23 protein-coding genes and 3 pseudogenes are annotated in these 23,837 nt (G+C 68.3%); 14 read left to right on the forward strand and 12 right to left on the reverse strand.

Annotated elements, in window-relative coordinates:
* Window positions 1-478: 478 nt before the first annotated feature.
* The 6 genes and pseudogenes from ACFC0D_RS34145 to ACFC0D_RS34170 all read right to left on the reverse strand — a co-directional run.
* Window positions 479-674, reverse strand: a pseudogene (locus ACFC0D_RS34145) (IS5/IS1182 family transposase); the annotation flags it as partial.
* Window position 675: 1 nt separating this feature from the next.
* Entirely contained in the window at window positions 676-2,895 is a 2,220-nt protein-coding gene (locus ACFC0D_RS34150) for a helix-turn-helix domain-containing protein (protein ID WP_376444674.1), read from the reverse strand.
* 6 nt (window positions 2,896-2,901) lie between these two features.
* On the reverse strand, window positions 2,902-3,141 hold the full coding sequence (locus ACFC0D_RS34155; RefSeq protein ID WP_376444677.1) for a hypothetical protein: 240 nt from the start codon (window positions 3,139-3,141) through the stop codon (window positions 2,902-2,904).
* Between the two features lie 665 nt (window positions 3,142-3,806).
* Window positions 3,807-4,088, reverse strand: coding sequence for a hypothetical protein (locus ACFC0D_RS34160; protein WP_376444679.1), 282 nt, complete (start codon window positions 4,086-4,088; stop codon window positions 3,807-3,809).
* 27 nt (window positions 4,089-4,115) lie between these two features.
* A protein-coding gene (locus tag ACFC0D_RS34165; protein WP_376444682.1) for an IS5 family transposase occupies window positions 4,116-4,990 on the reverse strand; the annotation gives its coding sequence in 2 pieces (ribosomal slippage) (window positions 4,116-4,195 and window positions 4,195-4,990; 876 coding nt in all).
* Window positions 4,991-5,084: 94 nt separating this feature from the next.
* Window positions 5,085-6,659, reverse strand: a complete 1,575-nt coding sequence (locus tag ACFC0D_RS34170; RefSeq protein ID WP_376444685.1) for an FAD-dependent monooxygenase — start codon at window positions 6,657-6,659, stop codon at window positions 5,085-5,087.
* A 56-nt stretch (window positions 6,660-6,715) separates the two neighbouring features.
* Here ACFC0D_RS34170 and ACFC0D_RS34175 point away from each other — a divergent pair, with 56 nt between their 5' ends.
* Window positions 6,716-7,420, forward strand: coding sequence for a TetR/AcrR family transcriptional regulator C-terminal domain-containing protein (locus ACFC0D_RS34175; protein ID WP_376444688.1), 705 nt, complete (start codon window positions 6,716-6,718; stop codon window positions 7,418-7,420).
* A 456-nt stretch (window positions 7,421-7,876) separates the two neighbouring features.
* Here ACFC0D_RS34175 and ACFC0D_RS34180 read toward each other — a convergent pair whose 3' ends face one another.
* A complete protein-coding gene (locus tag ACFC0D_RS34180) occupies window positions 7,877-8,170 on the reverse strand; it encodes a ribosomal protein L7/L12 (protein ID WP_376444691.1) in 294 nt (97 codons plus the stop codon).
* A 144-nt stretch (window positions 8,171-8,314) separates the two neighbouring features.
* Here ACFC0D_RS34180 and ACFC0D_RS34185 point away from each other — a divergent pair, with 144 nt between their 5' ends.
* From ACFC0D_RS34185 to ACFC0D_RS34215, 7 genes are all read left to right on the forward strand, one after another.
* The gene (locus ACFC0D_RS34185; RefSeq protein ID WP_376444694.1) at window positions 8,315-8,512 is read left to right on the forward strand and encodes a hypothetical protein; all 198 of its coding nucleotides are present in this window, start codon (window positions 8,315-8,317) and stop codon (window positions 8,510-8,512) included.
* Between the two features lie 206 nt (window positions 8,513-8,718).
* Window positions 8,719-9,150 carry a DUF4259 domain-containing protein gene (locus ACFC0D_RS34190; protein ID WP_376444697.1) on the forward strand — a complete coding sequence of 144 codons (432 nt, stop codon included), beginning with the start codon at window positions 8,719-8,721 and terminating at the stop codon, window positions 9,148-9,150.
* A 115-nt stretch (window positions 9,151-9,265) separates the two neighbouring features.
* Window positions 9,266-9,484, forward strand: a complete 219-nt coding sequence (locus ACFC0D_RS34195; RefSeq protein ID WP_376444700.1) for a hypothetical protein — start codon at window positions 9,266-9,268, stop codon at window positions 9,482-9,484.
* Window positions 9,485-9,638: 154 nt separating this feature from the next.
* Window positions 9,639-9,818, forward strand: a complete 180-nt coding sequence (locus tag ACFC0D_RS34200; RefSeq protein WP_376444702.1) for a hypothetical protein — start codon at window positions 9,639-9,641, stop codon at window positions 9,816-9,818.
* A gap of 357 nt (window positions 9,819-10,175) precedes the next feature.
* Complete coding sequence (locus ACFC0D_RS34205) at window positions 10,176-11,414, forward strand: hypothetical protein (protein WP_376444704.1); 1,239 nt, start codon at window positions 10,176-10,178, stop codon at window positions 11,412-11,414.
* Window positions 11,415-12,248: 834 nt separating this feature from the next.
* Window positions 12,249-12,929 carry a hypothetical protein gene (locus ACFC0D_RS34210; RefSeq protein ID WP_376444707.1) on the forward strand — a complete coding sequence of 227 codons (681 nt, stop codon included), beginning with the start codon at window positions 12,249-12,251 and terminating at the stop codon, window positions 12,927-12,929.
* An 89-nt stretch (window positions 12,930-13,018) separates the two neighbouring features.
* Complete coding sequence (locus tag ACFC0D_RS34215; protein ID WP_376444710.1) at window positions 13,019-13,438, forward strand: hypothetical protein; 420 nt, start codon at window positions 13,019-13,021, stop codon at window positions 13,436-13,438.
* Between the two features lie 313 nt (window positions 13,439-13,751).
* Here the strand turns inward: ACFC0D_RS34215 and ACFC0D_RS34220 are convergent, their stop codons facing one another.
* Window positions 13,752-15,467 (reverse strand): copper resistance CopC/CopD family protein, encoded by a 1,716-nt coding sequence (locus ACFC0D_RS34220; protein WP_376444730.1) that lies wholly within the window; start codon window positions 15,465-15,467, stop codon window positions 13,752-13,754.
* 521 nt (window positions 15,468-15,988) lie between these two features.
* On the opposite strand from ACFC0D_RS34220, the gene ACFC0D_RS34225 reads away from it, so the two are divergent.
* On the forward strand, window positions 15,989-17,068 hold the full coding sequence (locus ACFC0D_RS34225) for an amidohydrolase family protein (protein WP_376444713.1): 1,080 nt from the start codon (window positions 15,989-15,991) through the stop codon (window positions 17,066-17,068).
* Between the two features lie 49 nt (window positions 17,069-17,117).
* A pseudogene (locus ACFC0D_RS34230) lies at window positions 17,118-17,364 on the forward strand (transposase family protein); the annotation flags it as partial.
* A gap of 45 nt (window positions 17,365-17,409) precedes the next feature.
* On the opposite strand, the gene ACFC0D_RS34235 reads toward ACFC0D_RS34230, so the two are convergent.
* Together ACFC0D_RS34235 and ACFC0D_RS34240 are read right to left on the reverse strand one after the other, a co-directional pair.
* On the reverse strand, window positions 17,410-18,315 hold the full coding sequence (locus tag ACFC0D_RS34235; protein ID WP_376444732.1) for an IS30 family transposase: 906 nt from the start codon (window positions 18,313-18,315) through the stop codon (window positions 17,410-17,412).
* Window positions 18,316-18,338: 23 nt separating this feature from the next.
* Window positions 18,339-18,734, reverse strand: a pseudogene (locus ACFC0D_RS34240) (hypothetical protein); the annotation flags it as partial.
* Window positions 18,735-18,748: 14 nt separating this feature from the next.
* On the opposite strand from ACFC0D_RS34240, the gene ACFC0D_RS34245 reads away from it, so the two are divergent.
* Entirely contained in the window at window positions 18,749-19,486 is a 738-nt protein-coding gene (locus ACFC0D_RS34245; protein WP_376444716.1) for a dienelactone hydrolase family protein, read from the forward strand.
* An 828-nt stretch (window positions 19,487-20,314) separates the two neighbouring features.
* Here the strand turns inward: ACFC0D_RS34245 and ACFC0D_RS34250 are convergent.
* Window positions 20,315-20,746 (reverse strand): hypothetical protein, encoded by a 432-nt coding sequence (locus ACFC0D_RS34250; RefSeq protein ID WP_376444718.1) that lies wholly within the window; start codon window positions 20,744-20,746, stop codon window positions 20,315-20,317.
* A 659-nt stretch (window positions 20,747-21,405) separates the two neighbouring features.
* On the opposite strand from ACFC0D_RS34250, the gene ACFC0D_RS34255 reads away from it, so the two are divergent.
* Window positions 21,406-21,741 carry an ankyrin repeat domain-containing protein gene (locus ACFC0D_RS34255; protein WP_376444721.1) on the forward strand — a complete coding sequence of 112 codons (336 nt, stop codon included), beginning with the start codon at window positions 21,406-21,408 and terminating at the stop codon, window positions 21,739-21,741.
* On the opposite strand, the gene ACFC0D_RS34260 is transcribed toward ACFC0D_RS34255, so the two are convergent.
* Window positions 21,713-22,512 (reverse strand): IS5 family transposase gene (locus ACFC0D_RS34260; RefSeq protein ID WP_376444735.1). Its coding sequence is split into 2 segments (ribosomal slippage): window positions 21,713-22,173 and window positions 22,173-22,512, totalling 801 coding nucleotides; the frame shifts between segments, so codons are not numbered across the junction. The two genes, ACFC0D_RS34255 and ACFC0D_RS34260, sit on opposite strands and share 29 nt — an antisense overlap.
* A gap of 40 nt (window positions 22,513-22,552) precedes the next feature.
* On the opposite strand from ACFC0D_RS34260, the gene ACFC0D_RS34265 reads away from it, so the two are divergent.
* Both ACFC0D_RS34265 and ACFC0D_RS34270 read left to right on the forward strand, forming a co-directional pair.
* A complete protein-coding gene (locus ACFC0D_RS34265) occupies window positions 22,553-23,050 on the forward strand; it encodes a hypothetical protein (protein WP_376444724.1) in 498 nt (165 codons plus the stop codon).
* A gap of 119 nt (window positions 23,051-23,169) precedes the next feature.
* The gene (locus ACFC0D_RS34270) at window positions 23,170-23,814 is read left to right on the forward strand and encodes a DsbA family protein (RefSeq protein ID WP_376444727.1); all 645 of its coding nucleotides are present in this window, start codon (window positions 23,170-23,172) and stop codon (window positions 23,812-23,814) included.
* Window positions 23,815-23,837 lie beyond the last annotated feature (23 nt).

The raw sequence follows: 23,837 nt of genomic DNA on the forward strand, positions 1-23,837 counted from the left end.
GTAGTCACGGAACCGCGCAACCTGCTCGGTGAACTGCACTCGTCTCTTCATCGAGGCAGGACTCTATGGGCACGGTCAACGCCCTCGCTGGGAATTTCGGCCGGGCCTGCTGGCCTACGGGCTGGCTCAGGCGGCAGCTTCCTCCAGGATGTCGGACACAAGGCCACCCGAGCTCCAGGACGGTCTGCAGTCGCCGCACGCGTACTGAACGCCGTCATGGTCGAGCTCCAGCCGAGCACGTCTATCTGTACTTCGTTGAGCACATTCGCAAGTACGCCGACACAAGCTGCGTAGCAGCCATGGGAGCTGGCTTGCGTGGCGTGCGGCTCGCCCAGTGTCGTACGCGTGCGGCTCGCGGCGCTCGACCCGCTCCCAGTCGATCGGGTACGAGGTGTCCGCGCGCGCACTTCGCCCTCATCCGCTCGGTCAACGGGGCACGCAACGTGCCGTCGTAAATCCACCAGTCCGTCGACTCGCAGTCGGTCAGTTCGGTCTGGCCACGCTTGCGGCGATGTGGGATGGCGAGTCCGGTGCCGGTATCCACCGTCGGCGATCATGAGTGCCGACGGCGACCTTGGCACCGGACTCCTCCCTGCCTTGCGGTCGATTCGGATTCCGGCCAGCAACCGGCCGACCACGACGATCAGTTGGGTGTCGGCGTCGATGACAACCTGGTCAGGCTCCCTGTCCGCCCCAGCGGAAGGTTCTGACAGGCAGATCGGCTGCCGAGTGCGGGAGCGCGCCGGCGTAGTGCCGGGCCAGGACTGCGTCGGTGAAGTGGTAGGCACCCTCGTCGACGACTAGGAGCCCTTGATTCCGTGCGGCTTTGAGTGTGTCACTGAGGTTGTTGAGCCCCTTGCGGTCGTGACGGTCGAAGTAGCAGCGGGCCCAGTTCGGTGCCGCCAGGGTGCCGGCAAGGATCGTGAGCAGCAGTGCTGTTCCAAGGACGGCGGAGGCGGCGACGAGAGTCGTGGCTTCGGAGGTGTTCTCCTGGATCGTGGAGGGGATGCCGCTCAGCGTCATGCTGACCATGAAGAGGGCGATGAGAAGTTCCAGGCCGAGCCATGCGCTGCGGCGTTCCCGCGAAAACGGGCGTGGGCCTTGGTCCAGGGTGTGCTGCCTGGGGTTGGCGTCCGAGAAGGCCGCCCGGCCGACGAAGGCAGCTGCGTAGACGGCGAAGAATGGACCGAGCACAGCAGCGCTGGGCCCCCCGGTGAGGGTGGTGATCAGCGAGCACAGGACGCAGGGAAGGGCCGGCAGGCTTGCTCTGCTGGCGAGAGCCCGCAACATCGCGGGGTGCGGCTCGGTACGGATCACGGCCGAGGGCGGGCGGGTGACGACCGGGTGCATCATGGCGGCGATGATGACGGCGGCCACCACGGCATACGGCACCAGTCGCATAGGAAGGCTGCCGTCGTACTCGCCGTGCGAGCTGATGGTGTCCTCGGCCAGCGTGACCCACGTGTAGAAGAACGCCAGGACAGCGATCAGGAGCGTGAGGTAGGGCCGCTTGGGGGGTTGCCAGCCGGCGCCGCCCACGGTGCGGCTTCCGTCGGGGCGCGCCGGCTGGCGCAGGAACAGCGCCAGTGAGGCTTGGAAGCGGTCAGCGGTGTGGGGTGCGGAGTAGCCGGTGGCGCAGGCGTGTTTGGCGACGGCGGGCAGGTAGCCGGATTCGATGACCTGGCGCTCGATGTCGTGGCGTGACTTGCCCAGCAGGTCTGCTGGGTCGGCTCGTCCGTCGCTGAACGCCTGGCGGGCGGCGCAGGCCATGGAAGGGGCGGAGAGGACATCCCAGAGCTCTGGCGCTTCGGTGGAGGCGAGCACGGGTTCCCATTTGCTGTGTACGAGGGCTGCATCGGCGCTCCGGTTGGTCTGAGGGAGCCATTCTTTGAGGTCGTCGCGCTGCAGAGGGCACAGGACGATGCCGCTGCTGCGCGCCAGGGGTGTGTTGGTGGATTCGACGAGGACGCGGAACGGGTCGGTCTCACTGACCAGGATGACACCGGTGAGGCAGCTGTCGATCTCTTCGAGGGCACGCTGCATATAGCGTGGATCGACCGCGTCGAAGTCGTCCAGGATGGGCAGAAGTTCTCCCGCGCCGAGAAGGACGGAGACCCGCTCAGCCGAGAAGTGTTCCTGCGGGAGGTGTGGCAGGTGGTGCGCTATCCACTCCAGGAGGGACACGTATTGCGGGCGCCATTCGGCCAGGGACACCCGGACCGGAACGGCCTTGCCGTGTTGGAGGGCTCTGCCCAGATGGCCGGCGAGTTCGCTCTTGCCGCTGCCCTGCTGGCCGAGGATGACCAGCCGCTGAGACGGCAGGAGCGTGAACAGAGCCCGCAGGTCGCCGAAGTGTCCATGAAAGTCGACCTGGGGCGGGCCGTCCATGAGGTCGACCGGTGCCGGAATGAACCGGATCGGCAGCGGTCCCACACCATGGCCGGCGCTCACGTCGCTGCGTAGGTTCCATGCCGACAGTCCGGATGCCAGCGTGTGCTGGGCGGCAGCCCGCAACGGGGAGAGCGTGCCCAGCGGCGCTTCGTCGCCCGGCATGGGAACGGCGCTGGATCCTGGCGGATCCTCGGCGGCGTTCGGTGCGTGGTCGAGACCGTGGTGAGCGCGGTGGGCGCGGCGGGCTTCCGCGTAGCGGCTGCGCCACAGGTCCAGGTTGGTCGCAGGGTCGCATACTTTCGCCCAGTCTTCGACCAGGCGCCAGCCGGGGAGGGTGGTGCCGGTCGTGGCGGCCTGCAGCATCGCCTTGCTCCAGTTGACGGTTCCGGCGAGCTGGTCGAGGGTCAGCCCGGCTCCGTGCCGAACGGCCCGCAAGCGGGTGGCGAGTTCCGCCAGTTCGGGGATGGTTTCGTCGACGGGCTTCTCGGGACGTCCTCGAGGCATGGCTCGTCACTCCCCCGCCGCGGCGCGGCGGCGGCCGCGCGAGGGCTGGGATGCCGGTGCCAGCAGACGTCGTGCGAGGTCCAGCGCGGTGCCCCCGGCCAGGGTGATCACCGCCAGTGCGCTGCCGGCTTCGTAGCCGTGGCGGACGAGGACGACAGTCGCGATCAGCACGAGAACGATGACCACGATGCGGATCCGCACTTCGTGCGGGAACGACGGCACACAGGAAAGAGGGCTGGCGGGCATGGAAGCCTCCTAGGATGACGGTCCGGTCAAGTGGAGTACCGCCCTGCACAGTTGGCGCTGTGTCCGGCCGTCAGGCCGGAGCGGGCGATGCATTCAAGATGCCCCAACCCGTCATGCCGGAACAGCCTCGACGCACAGCCCGAGATGAGGCCCACTTGGGCTTTTGTGATGATTTCCAAACAATGTTGCCGTACATGGACTGCGTCCCGAACAAATCCCTGTCCGCCCTTCCATGTGCTGGACAACACCCCGTCCAGGTACGTCGTGCCAGTTCACCGCCCCGTGAACAAGCCGCACGCGGCCTTCTGTCCGACACCCGGCCCCACCCTCTGTAAAACAATGCCGTCATCTTCGAAACTGGTGCTCGATGCTCAAGCACGAACTAACGCATCCCACCCGAGGCACCCTGGATGACGGTCCGGCGCCTCACTCCGGGCGGGCGGAGCGACCGTTGGCGCGGCCCTCCACCCGTCCGGGCACCGTCTCAACGAGCCCGCGCCCGGCACCGCGAGAACAGCAGAGCGCCGACCACGACCGCCCACCATCCACGTACACCTGCCGCCTCTGCTGGACGGCTCGCATGCGGAGCCGTCCGTCAAGCATCACCGGCACCACAAGGTCAACTAGGCCGTGTTGCGAAAGTGGCTGAAGATGCGGGGTGTCGCTCAGAGGCTGCGGATGGCCTCGGCCAGGTCGGATCCGTAGGAGGCCCAGCAGATCACCGAGCCGTCATCGTCGAGCTGCCCCATGAACCACTCGCCGTCGTGCATCACGAGGCACAACTCGTGGAACGCAAGAATCACATCGGGCCGGAGCGGTTCGTAGTCGTCCTGGCCGGCTGTCTCGACGACTACGAGTCGATCGAAGGAGAGCGGGGCGGCACTGGAGTCTCCGGAAAAAGCGCGAACGTGCTCGATCGTCCATCCTGCGGGAAGTCCTGAGTTCACCGGGGCATAGTCCCAGCAGGGCGCCCGTCACAGCCACTCGTTAAGGACCGCGACCAGCACGGTCGCTTCGTAGCGGACGGCGAGCTTGTCGTATCGCGTGGCGACACGCGATGTCTCTTGAGGCGGTTGATCCCGCACTCGACCGCATGGCGCTGGCGGTAGTCGGCCGGGTCGAAATGCGGTGGCCGGCCACCGCGGGAGCCGAGTTCTTGCCGGTTGCGGGCATGGTCGGCCTTGTCAGGGATAGTGCAGCGGATCCCACGGCGCCGCAGGTAGGCGCGGTTCTTGCGGGAGGCGTACGCCTTGTCCGCGTGCCCCGCATCGGGGCGGACGCGTGGCCGGCCCGCTCCGATGCGGGGCACGCGAACCTTTTCCAGGACCGGCTCGAACTGCGGCGAGTCCCCGCGCTGCCCGGCCGTGACCACAATCGACATCGGCTTTTGCCCCTGCTCGACGGCCAGGTGAAGCTTGGTAGTGAACCCGCCACGCGACCTCCCCAGTCCGTGATCATCGGGCTCGGTGAAGACGCCGCCTGGTGATTCTTTCTGCAGGTGGCCCTGCTTGCGGGCCCCGGCCGCGTGCTGGTGGGCGCGGCAGACTGTGGAATCGACGCTCAGGTCCCACGTGATCGCGCCCTGAGCGTCGGCCAGGGACTGGAGCCGGGTGAGGATTCGGTGCCAGGTGCCGCTCCGCTGCCACTGACGGAACAGGTCGTAGACCCGGCCCCATGGTCCGTACTCGACGGGCACGTCCCGCCACGGAACCCCGGTCCGGACCCGGAACCGTATGCCGTTGATCAGCTGCCGACGAGGCCAGACGGGCGGTCGCCCCGCCCACGTGCCCTTCGGCAGCAGCGGCTCCAGCACCGCCCACTGCTCGTCCGTGAGATCTCCCCGCCCCATGAAGCACGATCATTCACAGCCCAAGATCCCCTTTCGATACACGGCCTAGCCGCAAAGAGGGACTCCTCCGCCGAGGCGCGCCCCCGTTCCGGTGCTAGGCACCCGGGACCGGCCTGGCCAGCACCTGGTCCAAGACCTTGGTGAGGAAGTGCGCCGGATCCGTCGCCAACGCTGTGGCACGCATCGCGACGATCCCGTCCGGACGGACGAGCAGCGCCCCTTCCCCGGGGAGCCACGGGACCGCGACGCGATGCGCGGGGAGTCCGATGTCCGCCGCGGCGGTGAGCCAGCGGTCGCCGGCGACGCCCACCAGCAGGGTCCACCGGGACGCCACGAGGTCGAGCGTGGAATCCCCATCGATCCACGCGTGGGGCACCCGTGAACCCGGCGAACCGTCCAGCACCAGGTCGACTGTGGACGGGAGTTCCGGCTGCGGGTCGACAATGGCGGCCGAGTCGTACCGCTGGCCGAGGTGCACGACCGGCGCCGCCCACACTCCCGCCGCCGCTCTGGCGGCTTCGGCTTCGGGTCCGCGTCCCCAGTGCAGCTCGGGGTCGGCGAGCCTGCGCATCGCCTGGTCCAGCGTCGCCGCAGCGACCGGTTCACGTTCGTGCGTGTAGGTGTCGAGCAGCCCAGCACCGGCCTCGCCGTGGTGGACGGCGGCCAGCTTCCACGCCAGGTTGTGCGCGTCTGCAACCCCGGTGTTGAGGCCGAACGCGCCCAGGGGCGACACGGTGTGCGCGGCGTCGCCCACGAGGAACACGCGGCCGACGGCGAAGCTTTCGGCCGCTGCGCTCCGGGGCCGCCACGAGAGCACGCTGCGCACCTCGACGTCGAGGTCGGGATCGCCGACCGCTAGCCGGACGACCGCGGCGCAGCGCTCGTGCGTGAAGTCCTCGGGGCGTTCGCCGCCGTCGACGTCGCAGGGGACGTGGAAGACCCAGTTCGTCTCGCCGTCCACGGTGGCCAGCAGGCCGGGTGCCTCCGGCGTGGTGATCGTGCAGGTGGCGAAGGACATTCCCCGTAGGTGCGTTCGAAGGTCGGCGCGGAACAGGATGTTGATCATCGACTTGCCAAGGTCGCCCGGTCCGGAGGTGCCCACTCCAAGCGCGGTCCGCACGGTGCTGTGCGTGCCGTCGGCGGCGACTACGCGCGTGCACCGCAGCGAGTAGCGGCCGTCTGGTCCCTCCAGTTCGACGTCGACCCCGTCGGCGTCCTGCGCGATGCCGACCAGGCGGGTCGACCAGCGTAGGTCCGCTCCTCGGCGTGTCAGGTCGGCTGCTACGACGGCGTCGATCCGGTCCTGGGCGCAGACGCCGCGCAGTCTGAACGGCGTCACGTCCAGTTCGTCGGCGGACGGGGTCGGCATGGGCACGGTCACGACGTCGCCCGCGCCCATCTCGACGACGGTCCGCGCCACCGCTTTGCCCGCGGCGCCCCGGAGGTCGACCGCGACGGCATCGACGGCGGTGTCGAGCCCGAGTTCGCGGAGGACCTCGACGGTGCGCGGTCCGATGCCGGTGGCACGTGGGTGCGCCGACGGCCCGGGCCGGCGTTCGACGAGCACCGCGGGGACGCCGTGGTGGGTGAGCAGCGCTGCGGTGAGCAGGCCGACGCTGCCGCCTCCGACCACGAGCACGGGCACCTCTGGATACACTGTCTCCGTCATGGATACACCGTATCCAGAAGGTATGATGCGGGTCAACGAGGAAAGGAACCGCCCCAATGACCGAACCCGTTCCCTCGTCGGTGTGGACCCGGCCGCGCCCCGAGCCGCGTCGGCGCGCGCCCGGGGTGGACCAGTTCGTAGCCGCCGCGCTGGCCGTCGCGGACGCGGAGGGATTGGCGGCGGTGTCGATGCGGCGCGTCGCGGGTGATCTCGGTTCCGGGACTGCCTCGCTCTACCGGTACATCACCAACCGCGACGAGTTGGTGGACCTGATGGTCAACGCGGCGCAGGGCGAGGATCCGCTGCCCGAGTCCACTGAGGACTGGCGTGCCGATCTGGGGGCGATCGCCTACGCGTTGCGTGCGACGCTGCTGCGGCACCCTTGGTTGGCGAGTGAACTGGCGGGGAGGCCCGCGCTCGGCCCCAACTCGTTGCGGCGGTCCGAGTCCGCGTTGCGCGCCGCCGTCGCGCTCACGCCCGACATCACCCTGGCCTCTCAGGCGCTCGGCGCCGTGCACGCGTACGTGCTGGGATCGGTCGCTGCCCAGCAGGCCCTTCAACGCGCTGAACAGCGCACCGGGCTCAGCGAGGAGGAGTGGCAGCGCAGCGTCGGCCCCTACATCAGCGAGGTCCTCGCGGCGGGCGAACACCCGATGCTCGCCCGCCGCGTCCTCGAAGCCGAGGAAGTCGACCCCGACGTCGAGTTCGCGTTCGGCCTGGACTGCGTGCTCGACGGGCTCGCGGCCCGGCTGGGTCACTGAGCGGTCAGTACGCGCTCCGGGTGGAGAACGAGGCAGACCTGGTCCCCGGCCAGATCGGCGGCGCGGGCCGGGCCGTCGACGTCTTCCACAGCTGCTCCGCCCGCTCCCTTCGGTGACGCCCCATCAGCGCCCCCTCCCCCAGGGATACAGGTCTCCTCAGCGAGGAGAGACCACCCTGGTCCCGGATCCGTGGTCAGGGCGCAGTCCCAGCGAGCCCGGAAGCGACGCGACGCGCCTTCCACGTCCATCTCACCACCGTCAACTACCAACTCCACAACCCCGACCCGCAGTAACGCACCAAACAGTGAGCCGAGTTGGACCCCGGAAGCCTCAACGAAGACCAGAACCCCGGCTGGTGTCGTGCGCGGTCTGCCGGTTGGCCGGGGCACCTGTTCCGCGTCCGCGCGGCCTGTCGGCGTTCACGTGAAAGTGCTGTCGCAGATCTTGTGACGACCGCTACCGCTTCACTTCGGCGTGGGCGCAAGCACCGGCTTCGCGGAGTTCGTCCACCAGGGCGGTGGCGACTTCCTCGGGCACGTTCTCGAGAATGGTTGCGGGCAGCTGGCTGACGAGCGACTTGCAGCACCACAGGCTCAGCCCCGTGCGCCTGTGTAGCAGCTTCACGACCTCAATCGCCTCGGGGCCGGGGTCTGTGAGAACCGCGTCGTGCGGTTGATCGTCGCAGATCAGCAAGAACGATTCGCTCACCGTGTCCGATTCCTCTATGAGTCCGCCGATGGGCTGCAGCATATTCTTCCGCCGTACTTCGCGGCGTCCCCGACGATCGGCCGGAGCCTGCTCGCTCCGGATGCGATGTGCTGGCGGCCGGCCTTTGCCAGCGACGACGACCCCGTCCGGGCCCGAAGATACGCGTTCACGCACGACGCCGGCCGTATGGCCGACTCCCCCGGCGTGCAGCGCAACGTCGTCCAGTGCCGCGACGGAACGGAAGAGCGCGCCTACGCCGAGAACCGGGGCGGCCCCGGGTCCGGCGAGGAAGGCTTCGACGGAGCCGACTTCAAGGCCATGGTCGACGCTGCAGGCGGAACATCCACCACGTACCAGCGGAACAAGCAGGAGCGGAAGCGCTGAGCCAGCAGGCAGGCCCGGACACCCCACCAAGGACAGAACTGACCCTGCAGCGAGCCCCGCACCAACTTCGCATTGCTTGGCAGTGCTGGCGGGACGGAGGGGAGGCGGAATTCCAACTTCTACGCAACCGGGTCCTGCTCGCCCCGTAGTCATGTTGTCAGTCCCTGATGCCAGAATCCGGGCGACCTTACACAAGGGAGATCAGCATGGGCACCTGGGATACCGGTCCCTTCGACAACGACACAGCCGCAGACTTCGCCAACGCTCTCGACGACGCCGAGCCCGAGGCGCGCGAAGCCCTGATCCGAGGCGTCCTCATCCGGACGATCGACGCCACCGGCTATCTCACGGAAGCGGAAGAGGCGGTGGCCGCCGCTGCACTCATCGCGGCGCAATGCCCGGGAGGCGAACCCGTCGACATGTCCTACGGTCCGGAAACACCTATGCCCGTGTTCCCATCCGACCTTCGGCAACTCGCCGACGAAGCCCTCGCCCGCATCGCCAGCGACGAGGACGGGCCGGCCTCAAACTGGGTCGACCCGGAGGACTGGAAGCAGTGGCGGTCCATACTCACCCGCCTGCGCACAGTGCTTGCCCCGCTCCCACCTTCCATCGCTCTCTTCGATGTCCAGCCATAACGGAGCGTCACCCGGCACGAAAGCTGAACCAGAACCCGTTTCTCAGGCTCTGGTCCAACTTCTGTGGAGTGCACACGTTGAGTGACGCGCGCTGGCATCTGCAGGCTTCTCCCGCGTGATCTACTTCCGGCAGGAGGGGATCATGAACGGGTTGGCGGCGTCGTTGAAGCGGACCTGGGTTGACTGGGCTGTCTTCGTCTACATGGTCGTGACTGCTTCGAGATGCAAGAGTCCATTCCTGGTCGTCTTCTTCACAGTAGCCGCGCTTGTGGCGGCGATCGTCGGCGCCCGCAAGACCCGGCAGGTCGCAAGGCCGGTAAGAACCGAGCCGTAGCATGCTGCAGCGCCTCGGAGGACACCACAGAAGTTGAGCCACGGCACCAGCGTCCCGCCGATGCCGGGTTCTGAAGATCCGCTCCGGCTCAGGTGCCGAGCCAGATGACGAGGACTGCTGCCGTAGAGGTGCCGAGCAAGACGCCCCGAACCCGATGGGCGGCTCCGCCGGCTTCCTCGGCCAGGACCTCGACGCCGTCACCGCCGGACTCACCCACACATGGATCTCCGGCGCGGTCGAAGGCCACGTCAACCGGGTTAAAACCCTCAATCGAGCAATGTATGGCCGCGCATCGTTCACGCTTCTGCGGACCAGGATCCTCACCCAGCCGTGAAGCTGTCCGGTTCACCCTGTGGCGAGAACCGCCTGGATGAAGGCGGTTGGCGGCACATAGCCGTGTGCCTCGACGTAGTGACCGATCAGTTCAGGGGGAACGGTTCTCCTGGCTGCCGCGGGCCAAGGTCGGGCCATCCGTCGGGCAGCCAGCCGAGCGGCTGGAGACCGCCGTCGCCGGCGGGGCCGAGGCTGGACCCGTTGCTGATCTCCGAGCTGGGAGTATCGGGACCGAACGGCCCTGTCCGTGGCTCGTCCGTCGGCTCGGTCTGAGGCGCTGCGGCCGGAAAGGTGAATGCCCGGTCACGGTTCGGCGCGGGACTCCTGGTCGCCGTCTGCCACTGGATAGTCCTACTGCATGACCGCACTCCGTCCACGTCGGCGCGTTGCCGCCCTGGCACTGACCGCCGCGACACTGCTCCCCTCCCCTTTGGTGGCAGCCACGCCTGTAGCTGCCGACCAAGGCGCCGCAAGCGCTCATGCGGAAGTCGGAGATCCGAGCCGTGAGGCACTGCAGCTGCTGGCTCAGCCGCCGTTCCCGCCCGCGGACCTCGGCCTGCTGAATACACAGTCCTACCCGCAAGGGCCGCCGATGCAGCCCGCGTCTGCCCGCACCATCACCACTGAGGAACTCGTCAAGCAGCTCAAGAAGACCCTCAAGCCCCGCGGCCAGCATGCGGTTGAGGAAGGACTTGCTGTCTTCCGTAGTGCGCAGATCGCAACCGTGGTGCCGGATCTGAATCTCCGCGCTGCCCTCGCTTCTCTGGCCGGCAGCTCCGCTCAGGCGAGCATTAAGGCCATCCGTAGCAGCATCTTCCACCGTGTCTACTTCGGCACACCCCCGAACCCGGCCGCCACTGCGCAAGTCGTCATCAGCCCAGGTGGCCCGGAGATCGTCTTCAACCAGCGCTTTCGCTACGAGGATTTCCGACGACTCGGAGTCATCCTTTCCCATGAGACCCTGCACCAGGACTCGCAGGTCAACAACAATGAAGAACTCATCAACACGACGCTGCACACCGCCTACTACGGACAGCTGCTGCTGGAGCAGCCTGGGCTGGCCACCAGCCGCACCGAGCTGTCCCGACTGATCAACACAGGGCTGATGGCGCTGCTGAACACCCGCGACACGCACGGCCGGCAGAGGCTGACCCAGTCCACAGGGAACGTCCTGCCTGGCGCGGCGAATCCCCTGCCGAGTTTCGGTGCCGCATTCCTCGGCATCACTCCCGACGGCGGCACCGGGACGGATCCCACCAGCACCCCGGGGAATGCGAACTTGGACTTCTACCTCAGCGCCATCACCCGCACCCGCCAGACCGGGGCCGACTTCAACACCACCACCGTCGAACTTCTTAACCGCGGTCAGGCCTGGGCGACTCCCCGCGAGCGAGTCCGGCTCGCGCGGCTGTTGGAGCTGCGCATCTCCCACCCGGTCAAGCCCGACGTCGCAGCTCAGCGGCTGCGGCCCCAGGGGCCGCTGGAGGGTTGGGGTATCGGAATCGAGGTTCAATCTGAATCCACCGCTGTGGCACGTGCGACGGTGCCAGGGACGTCTTCGGACGCCCTGGCGTGGCCGCGTCCGAAGCGGACGTAGTCCTCGATGCTGACGCCGGCGAGCAGAGCCTCGGGCCCGGAGTCACCCCCGCATCCGCGCAGGGCACGCGGACCCTCCCGGGTTTCGCACACGAGCAGGTTGGCGTTACCGCTTCCCGGCGGCCCGTACACGGTGGGCTGTGCCTCGCACATAGACCGGCACCGCAACGACCCGTGAGTGCCGACGCCGGGGAACCGGGAACTGATGGTGTCGGTGCCCTCCCCAGCGTGCGGAACGAGCGGTTCACCCGCGGCATACATGACCGTCACGAGACGCAGCTCCTCGCTCTGAAGGCCAGTGAACTGGCGTGGTGCCTGCCGCAAGAGCCTCCAAAGCACGTACTCATGCTCAGGACATTCTTCCTCCGGCGCCGGGGCATTCCCCCTAGGTGCTCCTCTCGCCGGGAATCTCGATGCTGCGCACCACCCTCACGTCGATTGCCGCCGATCTCACGAGTCGCGGCTACGCCGTTGCCGCCGTGGACCACGCGTACGAATCCCACAGCACGGCCTTCCCTCTGGGGGGCGAACGCAGACCTGTGTGGCCTGCGAGCAGGCGGACACATCCGAGGAGCAGACAGCCACGGTGCACGGCCGGGCCACGCACCTGTCCCTTTCCGCCGCTGGTGCGGGCACGGCAGCCAGCCCCGGACTCCAGCCAAGCGCACTCCTTGGTCGGCGGCGTGCGGTGGTCGCCAGCCACAACACGGCTCGGTTGATGCCGGCGTCGATGGCGCAAAGCGAATCGGCCACCCAGCCGTCATGCGGGTGAAATGGCCGGTCCCCCGTGGCGGGGTGGCACGGCTGGGCTGCGGCGGTCAGATAGCAGTGGGACATGGTCGCACTCTCCGCGCGTCGCCGCGCTGCCGCCCTCGCCATGACTGCCGCCGTCGTCCTGGCCACACCGTGCGCAGCTGTCGCCGAAGCTCCAGTGGCGGCGCCTCGGGATACGTTCTCCAACTCCCAGGACCAAGCCGAGCACAAACCCTCTGACAGCGTGGCCCTGCGGCAGCTGGCCCAGCCGCCGTTCCCACCCACCGACCTGAGCCTGCTGAGCACGGGAGCCTATCCCGATGGGCCACCGATGCAGCCCGCGCCACCCCGCGCGATCACCGCCGAGGAACTGGTCAAGCAGCTCAAGACCACCCTCAAGCCACGCGGAAGCCGCGCGGTCGAAGACGGGCTTGCCGTCTTCAACAGCCAGCAGATCGCCGCCATCGTGCCCGATCCGAACCTGCGCGCCGCCCTCGCCTCCCTGGCCGGCAGCCCCGGACAAGCGAGCATCCAAGCGATCCGCGACGGCATCTACTCGCGCGTCATCTTCGGCATCACACCGCGTCCCGAAGCGATTGCCATGGTCCTGCTTGGGCCCGCCACCGATCCGCGGCCTTTCATCGTGTTCAACCAGCCCTACCGCTACGAGGACTTCCGGCTGCTCGGGGACCCTTCTCGCACGAGACCCTCCACCGCGCGGACCCGAACAACCGAAACGAGGAAGCCATCAATGAGGCCCTGAACACCGCCTACTACGGGCAATTGCTCCTCCAACAGCCGCGGCTGGCAACCAGCCGCACGGAGCTCGCCCGCAGACTGAACACGAGACTGATGGCGCTGCTGAACACACGCGACGCCCGTGGCAGACAGCGACTGACGTACTCGACCGGTAACGTGCTGCCCGGCGCAGCTACCCCGCTGCCCAGCCTCGCCGCCCTCCAGCTCGGGATCACCCCGGACGGCGGCACCGCGACCGACCCCACCAGCACGCCGGGCAACGCGAACCTGGACTTCTACCTCAGCGCCATCACCCGCACCCGGCAGACCGGCGCCGCGTTCAACACCGCCACCGTCGAACTCCTCGACACCCACCAGGCCTGGGCAACCCCCAGCGAGCGCATCCGCCTCGCCCGCCTGCTCAAACTCCGCATCCCCAAACCGGAACAGTTGCCCCCGCACCGCGAAGACAAGCCCTGGCACGCCCCCACCTCCCCACCCGACGGCAGGCACGAGGAATCAATCCCCTGGTGAACGCGCCCCAACGAGCCCGCCTCCGGCGCGCCCGAAATCCGGTACGAACCCCGCACTGCTGCGGTGATCGGGGCGTAGTGTCGTGACGTTCCACAGCTCGACCGCTTCGTCCAATTCCGTGACAGCGGCCTCGGCGCAGAGCGGGCGAAGTGAGGTGCTCGCCGCCCGCTACGACGTCACCCGCTTTGACGAGTGCTCCTCACATCCATGAGCCGGCATCTGGCCGGCTCCCGGCCGCAGGCTTCGTCGCATCGCGGCCGCGACCCCGCCCGCCTCGGGGCCGGACCTGAGATCTCACCCGCCGCGATCAGGGTCACTCGCTGATCCGGACGGTTGTCGCGGTGGTGGCCTGGTCGATGTCGCTCGTGCGTACCGTCACGCTCGCCCGCCAGGCGCCCGGTAGCGGGAGCGGGAAGTCCTTCGACGCCCAGTAGCCGCCGACGTCCGTCATTTCCACGTCCAAGGGGCCGAGATCTTTCGCGGGCAGCGTGAGGGAGACACGGATTTCGGGCACGACCGCCAGGGCGCCATCGGGCCCGTAGACAACGGCGGTGACCGTGTTGACGCCGGACAGGCCCGGATCGATCGTGAGCAGCACCTTGCCCCGTCCGCCGCCTGAGCCGGTGTCGAACGGGATCTCGGCAAAGGCGGTGCCCGCAGGCGTGGCTGATGCCGCAGCGACAGTCGCCGCGTCCCCAGCGGCTGTCCGCCCCGGTTCTGTGCCGGTGAGCGCCGTCGTCAGAACCAGGACCACCACCGCGGCGCCGACCTCGAGAGCCGTCGAGCGACGTAGAGCGGTCAGGGGCGCCGCGACACCATCCTGCTGGGGGGCCGCGCCCACGAGGCCGTGCCCTTCCCCGGCCGCGCCGCGGACACGGGCGGAATAGCTGCGTGCCATTCCGGCGGCGCCCAGCATGGCCAGAACGCCGCACAGCTTGAGCAGAAGCAGTTGTCCGAAGGAGGTGGACACAAGGGCGTTCAGCGAGCCGATCTGGCGCCAGGACTGGTAGGCGCCAGTGAGAACGAGCCCGGCTACGGCCGCGAACGCCATGCGAGAAAACCGGCCCACCGCCGCGGAGTGACTCCGGTTCGCGCTCTTCGCGCGCAGCAGCGTGGTCGCCAGGGCTGCGAGGCCGCCCAGCCACACGGCCATAGCCACGGAATGCACCACGGAAACCACCACGGCCGCCGGCGACTGCGGGCCCGAGGCGGCGTGCCCCGTGAGCGCCCACGTTGTAGCCATACCCACAGCCACCAGCGCCGCTACACCGAGGCAGACGGGACGGTAGGTCATGCGCAGGGCACCCCTCCGCAGCCGGGAGAGGATGCCCCAGAGGGCACCTGCCGCCAGAGTGAGCAGCATGCGCAGTATCAAGGCCTGCCCCGGGTCGGTTCCGACGGTCATCTTCAGAGCCGACGGGCTCAGCGCCATTCGTACCCCGTCTCCCGACTCGTAGGGGGCCCGCAGGAGCAGTTGGACAAGGGCGGCCGCCAGCAGCACCGATCCCGCGCATATCAGGAGCGCCTTGAGAGGCCCAAGCGGGGTCGAGCCGGGCAGGCACACAAGGACGAACGCTGCCGTCCCGATCGCGAGCGCGTATGCGGCGAGTTCGAAGAACCGCGCGATGTCATAGAGGACTGCCGCGGAGCCGCTGCCTGGCTTCCGGTCGGGGAGCACCACCTGCGTCGCGGACGCCTTGCCCACCGAGAAGGCGAACGCCCCGGAAATGGGATGGCTGTCGGCAGAGACCGCCTTCCACGAGACCGTGTATGTCCCCTCCCCGAGCCCTGCCCGCAACCGCACCCGAGCAGTGTCATCGGCGCCTCGGACACGCTCGACCGGACCGGTGTCCACACGCCGACCGTCCGGGGCGAACACACGGACCGCCCCCTCTCCCAAGGCCATCCCCTCGCTGAAGTCGATCGTCACCTCTGCCGGCGCCGCGCCCACGACCGCCCCTCCTGCCGGAGAAGTGCTGGACACCTTGGCGTGCGCTGAGGCCGTGCCGGCACCAGCGAGCAGCAGCATCAGCACGAACCCTGAACACAGGAGAGATACGAGGACCGCGCGGCGCCGAGTCTCGTACCGTCGAAAAGGACAGGTGGCGCGGTGCGCTACTCCCGATGTGATCACGCGCGGTAGTACGGCTCACGGAACGGTGTTGCTCAACCGATGTCCCTGGACCCGGAGCAGTCACATGATCGGCCGGACAAGTCCTAGCAGCTACCGTCGTCCGGGACCGGCATCATCTGAATCGCCGGGCCGGCAGCAACGCACGCGGCAACGACACCGCGACCGCCACCTGCTGCTGATCACCCGGAACGGGGCCGTCGGACGCGACGGCCCCCGACTTCGTACCTGAGCCGGCCGTAAAGGGATCCTGGCCTGGGATTTCGTGGCAGACGGTGGGCTGGACCGCGTCCGTCCGAGGGAACCGACCTCGAACAGGGCACGCCGTGGTGATCGTGGGCCCGCCGACGGGCCATCGTGGTGCGGCAAACCGATGGCGCTACGGATGGGGAACGCGGATGTCAGAATCTACCCGGGCCATGAGCCGGCGCAGTCTGCTCATCGCCGGCGGGGCGTTGGCGACCACCGTCGCTGCCACGGGCGAGTCCACCGCTCTGGCCAGGGGGGAAGCGGTGCCGCGGGGCTCGGGGAGCGGCGATGACGCCCGCCGGGCAAGGATCGACGTCCACCACCATTTCACCGCTCCGGCATGGGTGGACTGGGCGGAGCGTGAGGGCCTGGTGCGACGGCAGGAGCTGCTGTGGTGGGCGCGTTGGGATCTGGACTCCACCCTGGCGCTGATGGACCGGGCAGGAATCGCGACCGCGGTCCTCAACCCGACCATGCAGGACCGGTACCGCACCGCGGCGCAGGCAAGGGAAGGTCTCACCGTCGTCTTCGAGGCGATGGCCGACCTGGTGGCCCAGCACCCGGGCCGTTTCGCCGTCCTCGCTCCTGCTGTCCTGGACCATCCCGAAGTGACCACGTGGGCTCTCCGCCGCGCCTTCGACGAGCTCGGTGCCGTCGGAGCCAGCGTGAAAGCCAACTACAACGGTGTCTACCTCGGTGATCCCTCGTACGACCGCTTCCTCGCCGAACTCGACGAGCGCGCCGCGGTCCTCTTCACGCATCCGCTCGACCTCCCGGGCGGAACACCCGGCGTGCCCACCGTCCCCGGAATTCCGAACTTCATGTGCGATTTCCTGCTGGACACCACGCGTGCTGCTGTGAACCTGATCCGTACCAGGACACTCGACCGCTACCCGCACCTGTCAGTCATCCTGCCGCACGCCGGAGGATTCCTCCCTCAGATCGCCACCCGCATGGAGGCCTTCGGCGGCTTCTGCACTCCACCCCTCGATGCTGCCCGTGTACGGGACTACCTCCACCGCTTCTACTACGACACGGCGGGCCCGTCGGCCCCCTCGGGCACTCTGGTGGCCACCGCCGGCGCCGACCGGATCCTCTTCGGCACCGACTGGCCGGCCGCCTCCGCAGACATCATCACCGACTTCACGGTGCCGGCCATCGAGACCGACCCCGTCTTCACCGACCGCCAACGACGCGGCATCAACCGTGACAACGCGCTCCGCCTGTTGCCCGCGCTGAGGCGCCCCTAAGGGCTGTCGCGCTGCTCCACCAAGGATTACGGGACAGCCCTTGAAGCGTGTTGCAGAAGGCCGGCCGTGGTGCCTGCCGCTGGCGGACCGCGTGCTGCTGGTGGCTGTCACTAACGCACCAACCTCACCATGCGGCAGCTCGCGCCGTTGTTCGGTGTCTCGCCGGCGACGGTCTGCCGGGTCATCCAGCGACTGCGGCCGCTGCTCGCGAACGAGCCGACCTCTCGTCCCGACGACGCCGTCGAGCGGCTGTGGATCGTGGACGGCACCTGATCCCGGTGCGCGACCGCACGGTCGGAAGCGCAGGGGTGCACCCAGGGCCCCGGATAAGGATGGCGAGCTCAAGCGGTCAGCGCATCACTGCTGTTCAGGAGGTCAGCGTAGACCTCTGCCGGAGTGCGGTAGCCGTGCGTCTTGCGCGGACGATGGTTAAGCTCGTGGGCGATGGCGTCCAGCTCGGCCTGGCTGAACGTGCGGAGGTCAGCCCCCTTGGGGAGGTACTGCCGTAGCAGTCGGTTGGTGTTCTCGTTGGTGCCGCGCTGCCACGGGCTCCGCGGCTTGCAGAGATAGATCGGCATACACGTTTTGGCGGTGATGGCCTGGTGCTCGGCCATCTCTCGGCCCCGGTCCCAGGTGAGGGTCCGCCGTAGCTGGCGCGGGATGCCGAGGAGGCTTCGGGTGAGGTGCGGGGCGACCTGCTCGGCCTTGATGCCGTCCGGCAACGCGACTATGGCGGTGTAGCGGCTGGTGCGCTCGACCAGCGTCGCCACGGCCGAGGGCCGGGTGCCCATCACGAGGTCGCCCTCCCAGTGGCCGGGAACCTTTCGGTCTTCGACCTCGGCGGGGCGGGCGCTGATGGACACCATGCCGCGGATGACGCCCCGCCCGGTGGGCCTTCGGGCGATCTTTGGCCGGCGCATGGGCCGTGCGGACCGCAGCCGTTGGGTGAGGCTGCGGTCGATCGCCTGGCGGCGGTGTGGGTCGTAGAGCGAGAGGTAGATCGCCTCGTGCGAGACCTGCAGGGAGACGTCGCCGGGGAACTGGCGTCGCAGCCAGCCCGCGACCTGTTCGGGCGACCAACACAGTGCCAGCTTGGTCTCACCAGCGCCCGCAGAGCGGGCTGTTGGGCGAGCTTGGCCTGCTTGGGCCGACGCCCACGCGCGTAGGCGGCCGCGTCTGCGGACGCGGCACGGTAGCGGTCCCGGCCACCGTTGCGGGCGATCTCGCGGGAGACAGTCGACGCGGATCTGCCCAGTCGCCGGGCCAACTGCCGGGCCGACTCACCGGCCGCGATACCGCGCGATATCTCCTCGCGCTCGTCGCCGGTCAGATGCCGCTTCGACCGCTGCTGCGGGGCCTGGCGGACGCCGCCGCTCTGGTACAGAAACCGGCGGACATGGTGCATCGGCGCCCCAAGCGCCCGCCCCATCAGGCTGAACGACTGCCCCTCTCGCCAGCGTCTCCAGATCTCATCCTGCTGAGCTGGCGAAAACCCGTAGTCACGCACCTGTGCCTCCACGACCACATGATCATCCGTGGGTGGTGCGTTGATCACTTGAGGGTGCCATCGTTTGACGACAGGCAGCCGATGGGTCCGGGTGATGTAGTCGGGACAGACTGCTGTCTGCCATCGGTGAACACCACCCCGAGCGGGCGCAACGGTCATTACCGTCCAGTCGCATGACGACGATCACAACCCGTACGGTCGAATACCCGGCCGACAACCTGACGATGATCGGATACCTCGCGCTCCCGGCCGGTGCCGAGCGCCGGCCCGCAGTCCTGATCGGACCCGAGGGGATGGGGCTCAGCGATGTCGAGCGCCGACGGGCCGAGGCTCTGGCCGAGCTGGGGTACGTGGCGCTGGCCTTCGATCTCCACGGCGGACGCTATCTGAGCGACCCAGAGGAAATGCTGGCCCGTTGCCTGCCGCTGCTCGCCGATCCCGACCGCATGCGGGGCATCGGCCATGCGGCGCTCCACGTGTTGCGCACCGAACCGCGGACCGACCCCGACCGGATCGCCGCCATCGGCTACGGCACCGGGGGCGCCATCGGGCTGGAACTCGGGCGTGACGGCGTCAACCTGCGCGCGATCGGGACAGTCAACGCAACCACCACGGGCCGACCGGGCGAGGCGGCACGCATTCGCTGCCCGGTGTGGGCCGGGGTCGGTTCGGAAGACCCGATCATGCCGCCCGCGCAACGGGACGCGTTCACTGCCGAGATGCAGGCCGCGGGCGTCGACTGGCACCTCACGGTCTACGGCGGCGCCTTGCACGCCTTCCACCACCCGACCGTCGACCACCCCACGGTCCCCGGCGTCGGCTACCACCCACGGCACGCGCAGCGAGCCTGGCGCGACGTCGTCGACCTGCTCGCCGAGTGCCTGCCCGTGACGGAGGATCTGGGGGCATGACCCAGGTAAGCGTGCTGACGCCGGGCCTGGTCGGCGTCAGGCACTGACAGTCCCCTCTCCTCAAGGGATCGCCCGCCGTACGCGTGGCCCGCTGTTCCTCACCGACCGCAAGGCCTCGGCCGGAATGCTGCTGGCCCACTCCCGCCACGCCTCCGTCCGTTCCCTGGAGCGGTACGCCCGCACCGGCGTCGACGCGGTCGCCCGGCATGTCGCCGAGCGCGACCCTGCCGCCTCGCGGCGGCCGCCGCGGGTCCCCGCCGCTGGTGGATCTGGCGGGCGGCCATCCCGACCCCGCGTTCATGCCGGAACTGCGGCCGCCCGCCGTGGTGTCACCGGTGTACGGATCGCACGGCGCGGCGGCACGGTTGCCGGCCCGCCCGCCGTCGCAGGTGAGTCCGAGCGCATCAGGGCTTCAAGATCATCTCGTTGCCCCTTTGGCGCGCATCTCGGTCACACCCCAGGACGGCTCGCCCTGAGTGGGCACGGAACTCGAGGGCCGACCCTCGCGGAGCACAGCATCCGACCCGCGGGTTCCCACTGAAGAGCCTTCAACTTCCCTGAACCCACGGGGCTCGACGGGCGTGAGTAGTTGCGGTACAGAAAGAGCCGCTGAGATTGATCATGGTTCTGGTGTCGGCGTGAGCTGGTCGTACGGCCGCCGGATGCGAGCGCCGATGCGTCCGCGCCAACACCTGTCGTGCGGTTATCCGTACGGCGGCACCGGGCTTCCCGGCGTGGGCGCCGGTCGAGTCCTGCTGACAGCAGGCACACGCCATTCGCCCCGCCGGCCAGCCGCCACGGCGCCAGTTCACTCGCAACGGAACGGAACTACATCTTCTGACAAGCGACTTTGGCGCCGTGGTAGGGGAAGGTGACAGTGTCGCCCTTCCACCCAATGCTCCACGGGGAAAGCTCTTCACTGCCGTCTTCGCCGAACTCCATGCCCATGAGCTCGTCCACCTCGCCGGGCACGCCGTTCACCTGGTAGGGGCCGTCATCGCCCTTGACCTCAAGCTTGCCGCCGGACAGCGTCCACGTCCCGGAGCTGCCCTCGCCTCCGCCCTGGCTCACCTGGTACGTCCCGTCCCCGACAGTCACAGTCCCGGAGAACGCCAGACTCCCCTGGGAGATCGTGCAGTCCCAGGTGCCCTTCGCCGCCTCCTCCAGGGACTTCCCCCCGGCACAGGCCACCACTGCGAGCGCCACCGGCACTCCCACCGCTCCGACGGCCGTCCGCTTCGCCCAGCGCCTCATCGCCATTACCCTGCTCCCCCGTGTCATACGTTCCGCGTCTGCGGGCGAGCAGAACACTACCCAAAGTTGATCAAGAATCGCCAAGCCGGCCTTGATGACCGATGAGACGAACAGGGCTGTCGTCAGACGTAGGTGAGCCCGGTCAAGGTCCATTGAGACGGGACAATCAGCCCGTGCTCGAGGGGACCGCCGGACCGCGCGGGTTATCTGGCCAGACTGACCACGAGCGATGCTGCGCGGAGAGGGCCAGGCAGACAAGCCGCCATGACCTTGCGCGATCCTGACGATGACCTGTCCGACTGGGTGCCTGCGCACGATCCGGGCGCTGCTCCCGACGTGTCCCAGCTGGACGACGCCGACCCGCTCGTGGCGGAGTGGTTGGGGTTCAGCCGAGATACGCGTCCATGGGGCAACCAGTGGATCTTGACTTAACCGGGTCAGCGCACTCACAGGCCGACCAGCACCGTCCTCAGCGCCAACCGCAGTACCGATGTCCCCCAAGGCCGGTCCTCGAAGTACCCCGCCACGACGGCACTGTTCATTTCTTTCGCTCGATCTGACGTCCGAGTCGGGTTCGCGCCATCTCCTAAGAGGTCATCTCAATTGGTGACTGGCAACGTTGATAGTCGCTGGTAGATGCGTTTCGATCCTTGTTGAATGCCCTAGTGAGTGACTACTGGACACCAGCCCATCACGCGGTCGAGCATGAGGATGCGGAAGCCCTGGCCCGCCTGCTCGCTAACGGTTCTGACCCCGATGAGGTCTTCAGCAACATGACGCTGCTGACGCACGCGATCGATACCGAGGGGGACAGCACCCTGCAGAGTGGCCGGCCGTTGAGTGTGCACACCACTGCCGTGTTGCTGGCCTTCGGCGCGGATCCGGAACTCGCAGATCCAGACGGTCGCACCCCCCTGGACATGGCCACTTACTATGACCATGACCTGGCGGTTCAGCTCCTGCGCACCCACATCAGCAGGCGAGTCGGCGATAGCAGATGAGGGTGCAGGCGATGCTGGTGAAGGCGAGGAAGTGGTCAGCTTTGCGTTCGTAGCGTCGGTGGAGGCGTCGGCAGCCGGCGAACCAGGCCATGGTGCGTTCGATGGTCCAGCGGTGACGGCCCAGCCGCTGCGAGGACTCGACACCCTTGCGGGCGATGCGGTGGGTGATGCCGCGTTCGCGTAACCATCTCCGCAGGTGGGCGTAGTCGTATCCCTTGTCGCCGTGGAGCTTGCCTGGCTTGCGCCGCCTGCGTCCGCGGCGGGACCGGATCGGCGGTATGCCCTTCACCAGCGGGATCAGGGCCTGACTGTCGTGCAGGTTCGCCGCCGAGATCCCGACAGAGATGGGCAGACCGGTCCGCTCGGTGATCAGATGGATCTTCGAGCCGTACTTGCCCCGGTCCACAGGATTCGGACCTGTCAGGTCCCCCTTTTCAAGGCCCTCATGTTCACCGAGTCGATCGCACAGCGGGACCAGTCCAGCTCGCCTCGGGACCCGAGTTCGTCGAGGACCAGGCGGTAGAGCTTGGCCCACACCCTGGCCTTCGTCCACTCGGCGAAACGCCGGTGGGCCGTCGCTCCCGATGGTACGAACGACGCGAACGGCAGCTGCTGCCACGGGCAGCCCGACGTGGCCACGAACACAATCGCCGCCAGCACTTCCCGGTCACCGTGCCGCCGCCGGCCACCACCCTGGGGACGCGAGGGAGCCTCCGGCACCACCCGCTGGAACAGCTCCCACAACTCGTCCGGCACCAGCCGTTCAACGATCCCGACCACTGCCCGCAGCCTACCGGCTCAACCAAATGAGATGACCTCTAAGCCGTCGTCGGCCTCGCGGGACTGCCTGGGGATCCTGGCCGGCCTGGTGGTGCCGGACAAACCGGTGTGGCTGCCCGTCGTGGAGCAGCCGGAGCTGAAGAAGACGGTGGCGAGGCAGGATCGGGCCGCGCTGTACCGGGGCCTGGCGGACATGGCGTCGTCGGGTCCGCTGGAGCGGGACGGCATCGGCATGTCGGGGGCGGAGCGGGCCCGGCTGCTGGCGATAGTGGGCATCGTCCTGGATTCGGGGTGCCGGTCCGGGGAACTGGCCGCGCTGCGCCTGGTCGATGTTGATGCGGATCTCGAAATTTCCCCAGGGCCGCTCTTCGTTCCCCAGTCGGTTGCTGTCGGCAACGGGGGCGTTTCGCCCGTTCGTGCAGTGTGCGGAACGTGCCAGCCAGTCGAGGGCCACTCCACGCGCCGTCCAGAGAAGGTCCTTGGTCCAGCGGTCGAAATCGCTGTGCGATTCGTGACCTGGAGCGCCTAGAGTCTGCGCGGTCAAGGGGAGGGAACCCGCAGGTGGGAAACGTAAGAGTGCTGGCCGCCACATCCGCGGCCGCAATGGCTGTGCTCATGATGGCGGGGTGCGCACCGAAGGCGCAGTCCATGGATGACAGAGGCGCTGGCACACCTGCGCCAGCGGCCTACACGGGGGTCGAGGAGCTGCCGGAAAAACTGGCTGCGGACGGCACGACGATTGTGGTGGGCGACCCGGCCGCGGCAACCACGGTGCGGCTGTATGAGGACCCACGCTGTCCGGTCGTCGAGGAGTTTGAGGCGACCGGCGCCCCGGCGCTACGGGAGATGACGCTGCGCCGCGAGGCCAACACCGAGTACACCCTCGCGTCCTTCAGGGACGACCGCGTGGGCGGCGACGGATCGAAGAGGGCGGTCAACGCCCTTCGCGCGGCACTGGACGCGGGCAAGTTCACCGAGTACCACGCCGTGATGTTCGAGAACATGGCCGAGAACGAACTCGCGGGCGGATACACCACGGCCTCCCTCCTGGAACTCGCCGACCAGGTCGAGGGGCTGCGGAGCGAGACGTTCGACTCCGCCGTGGCGACGATGAAGTACAAGGACTTCGTCACCGTTTCGCAGAGGACATACGAGGCAGCCGGTGGCGATGACCCCCGCGGCCCCGGCACCCCCACGGTCGCCATCAACGGCACTGAGGTCAAGGGTGACCAGTACGGCTGGCTCTTCGAGAAGGAGTCGTTCGCCCTGCTCCTGAACTCGGCACGCAACTAGCCACAGACCATGATCAGCCCAGA

The organism is Streptomyces sp. NPDC056222, assembly GCF_042264065.1.
Lineage (GTDB): Bacteria > Actinomycetota > Actinomycetes > Streptomycetales > Streptomycetaceae > Streptomyces.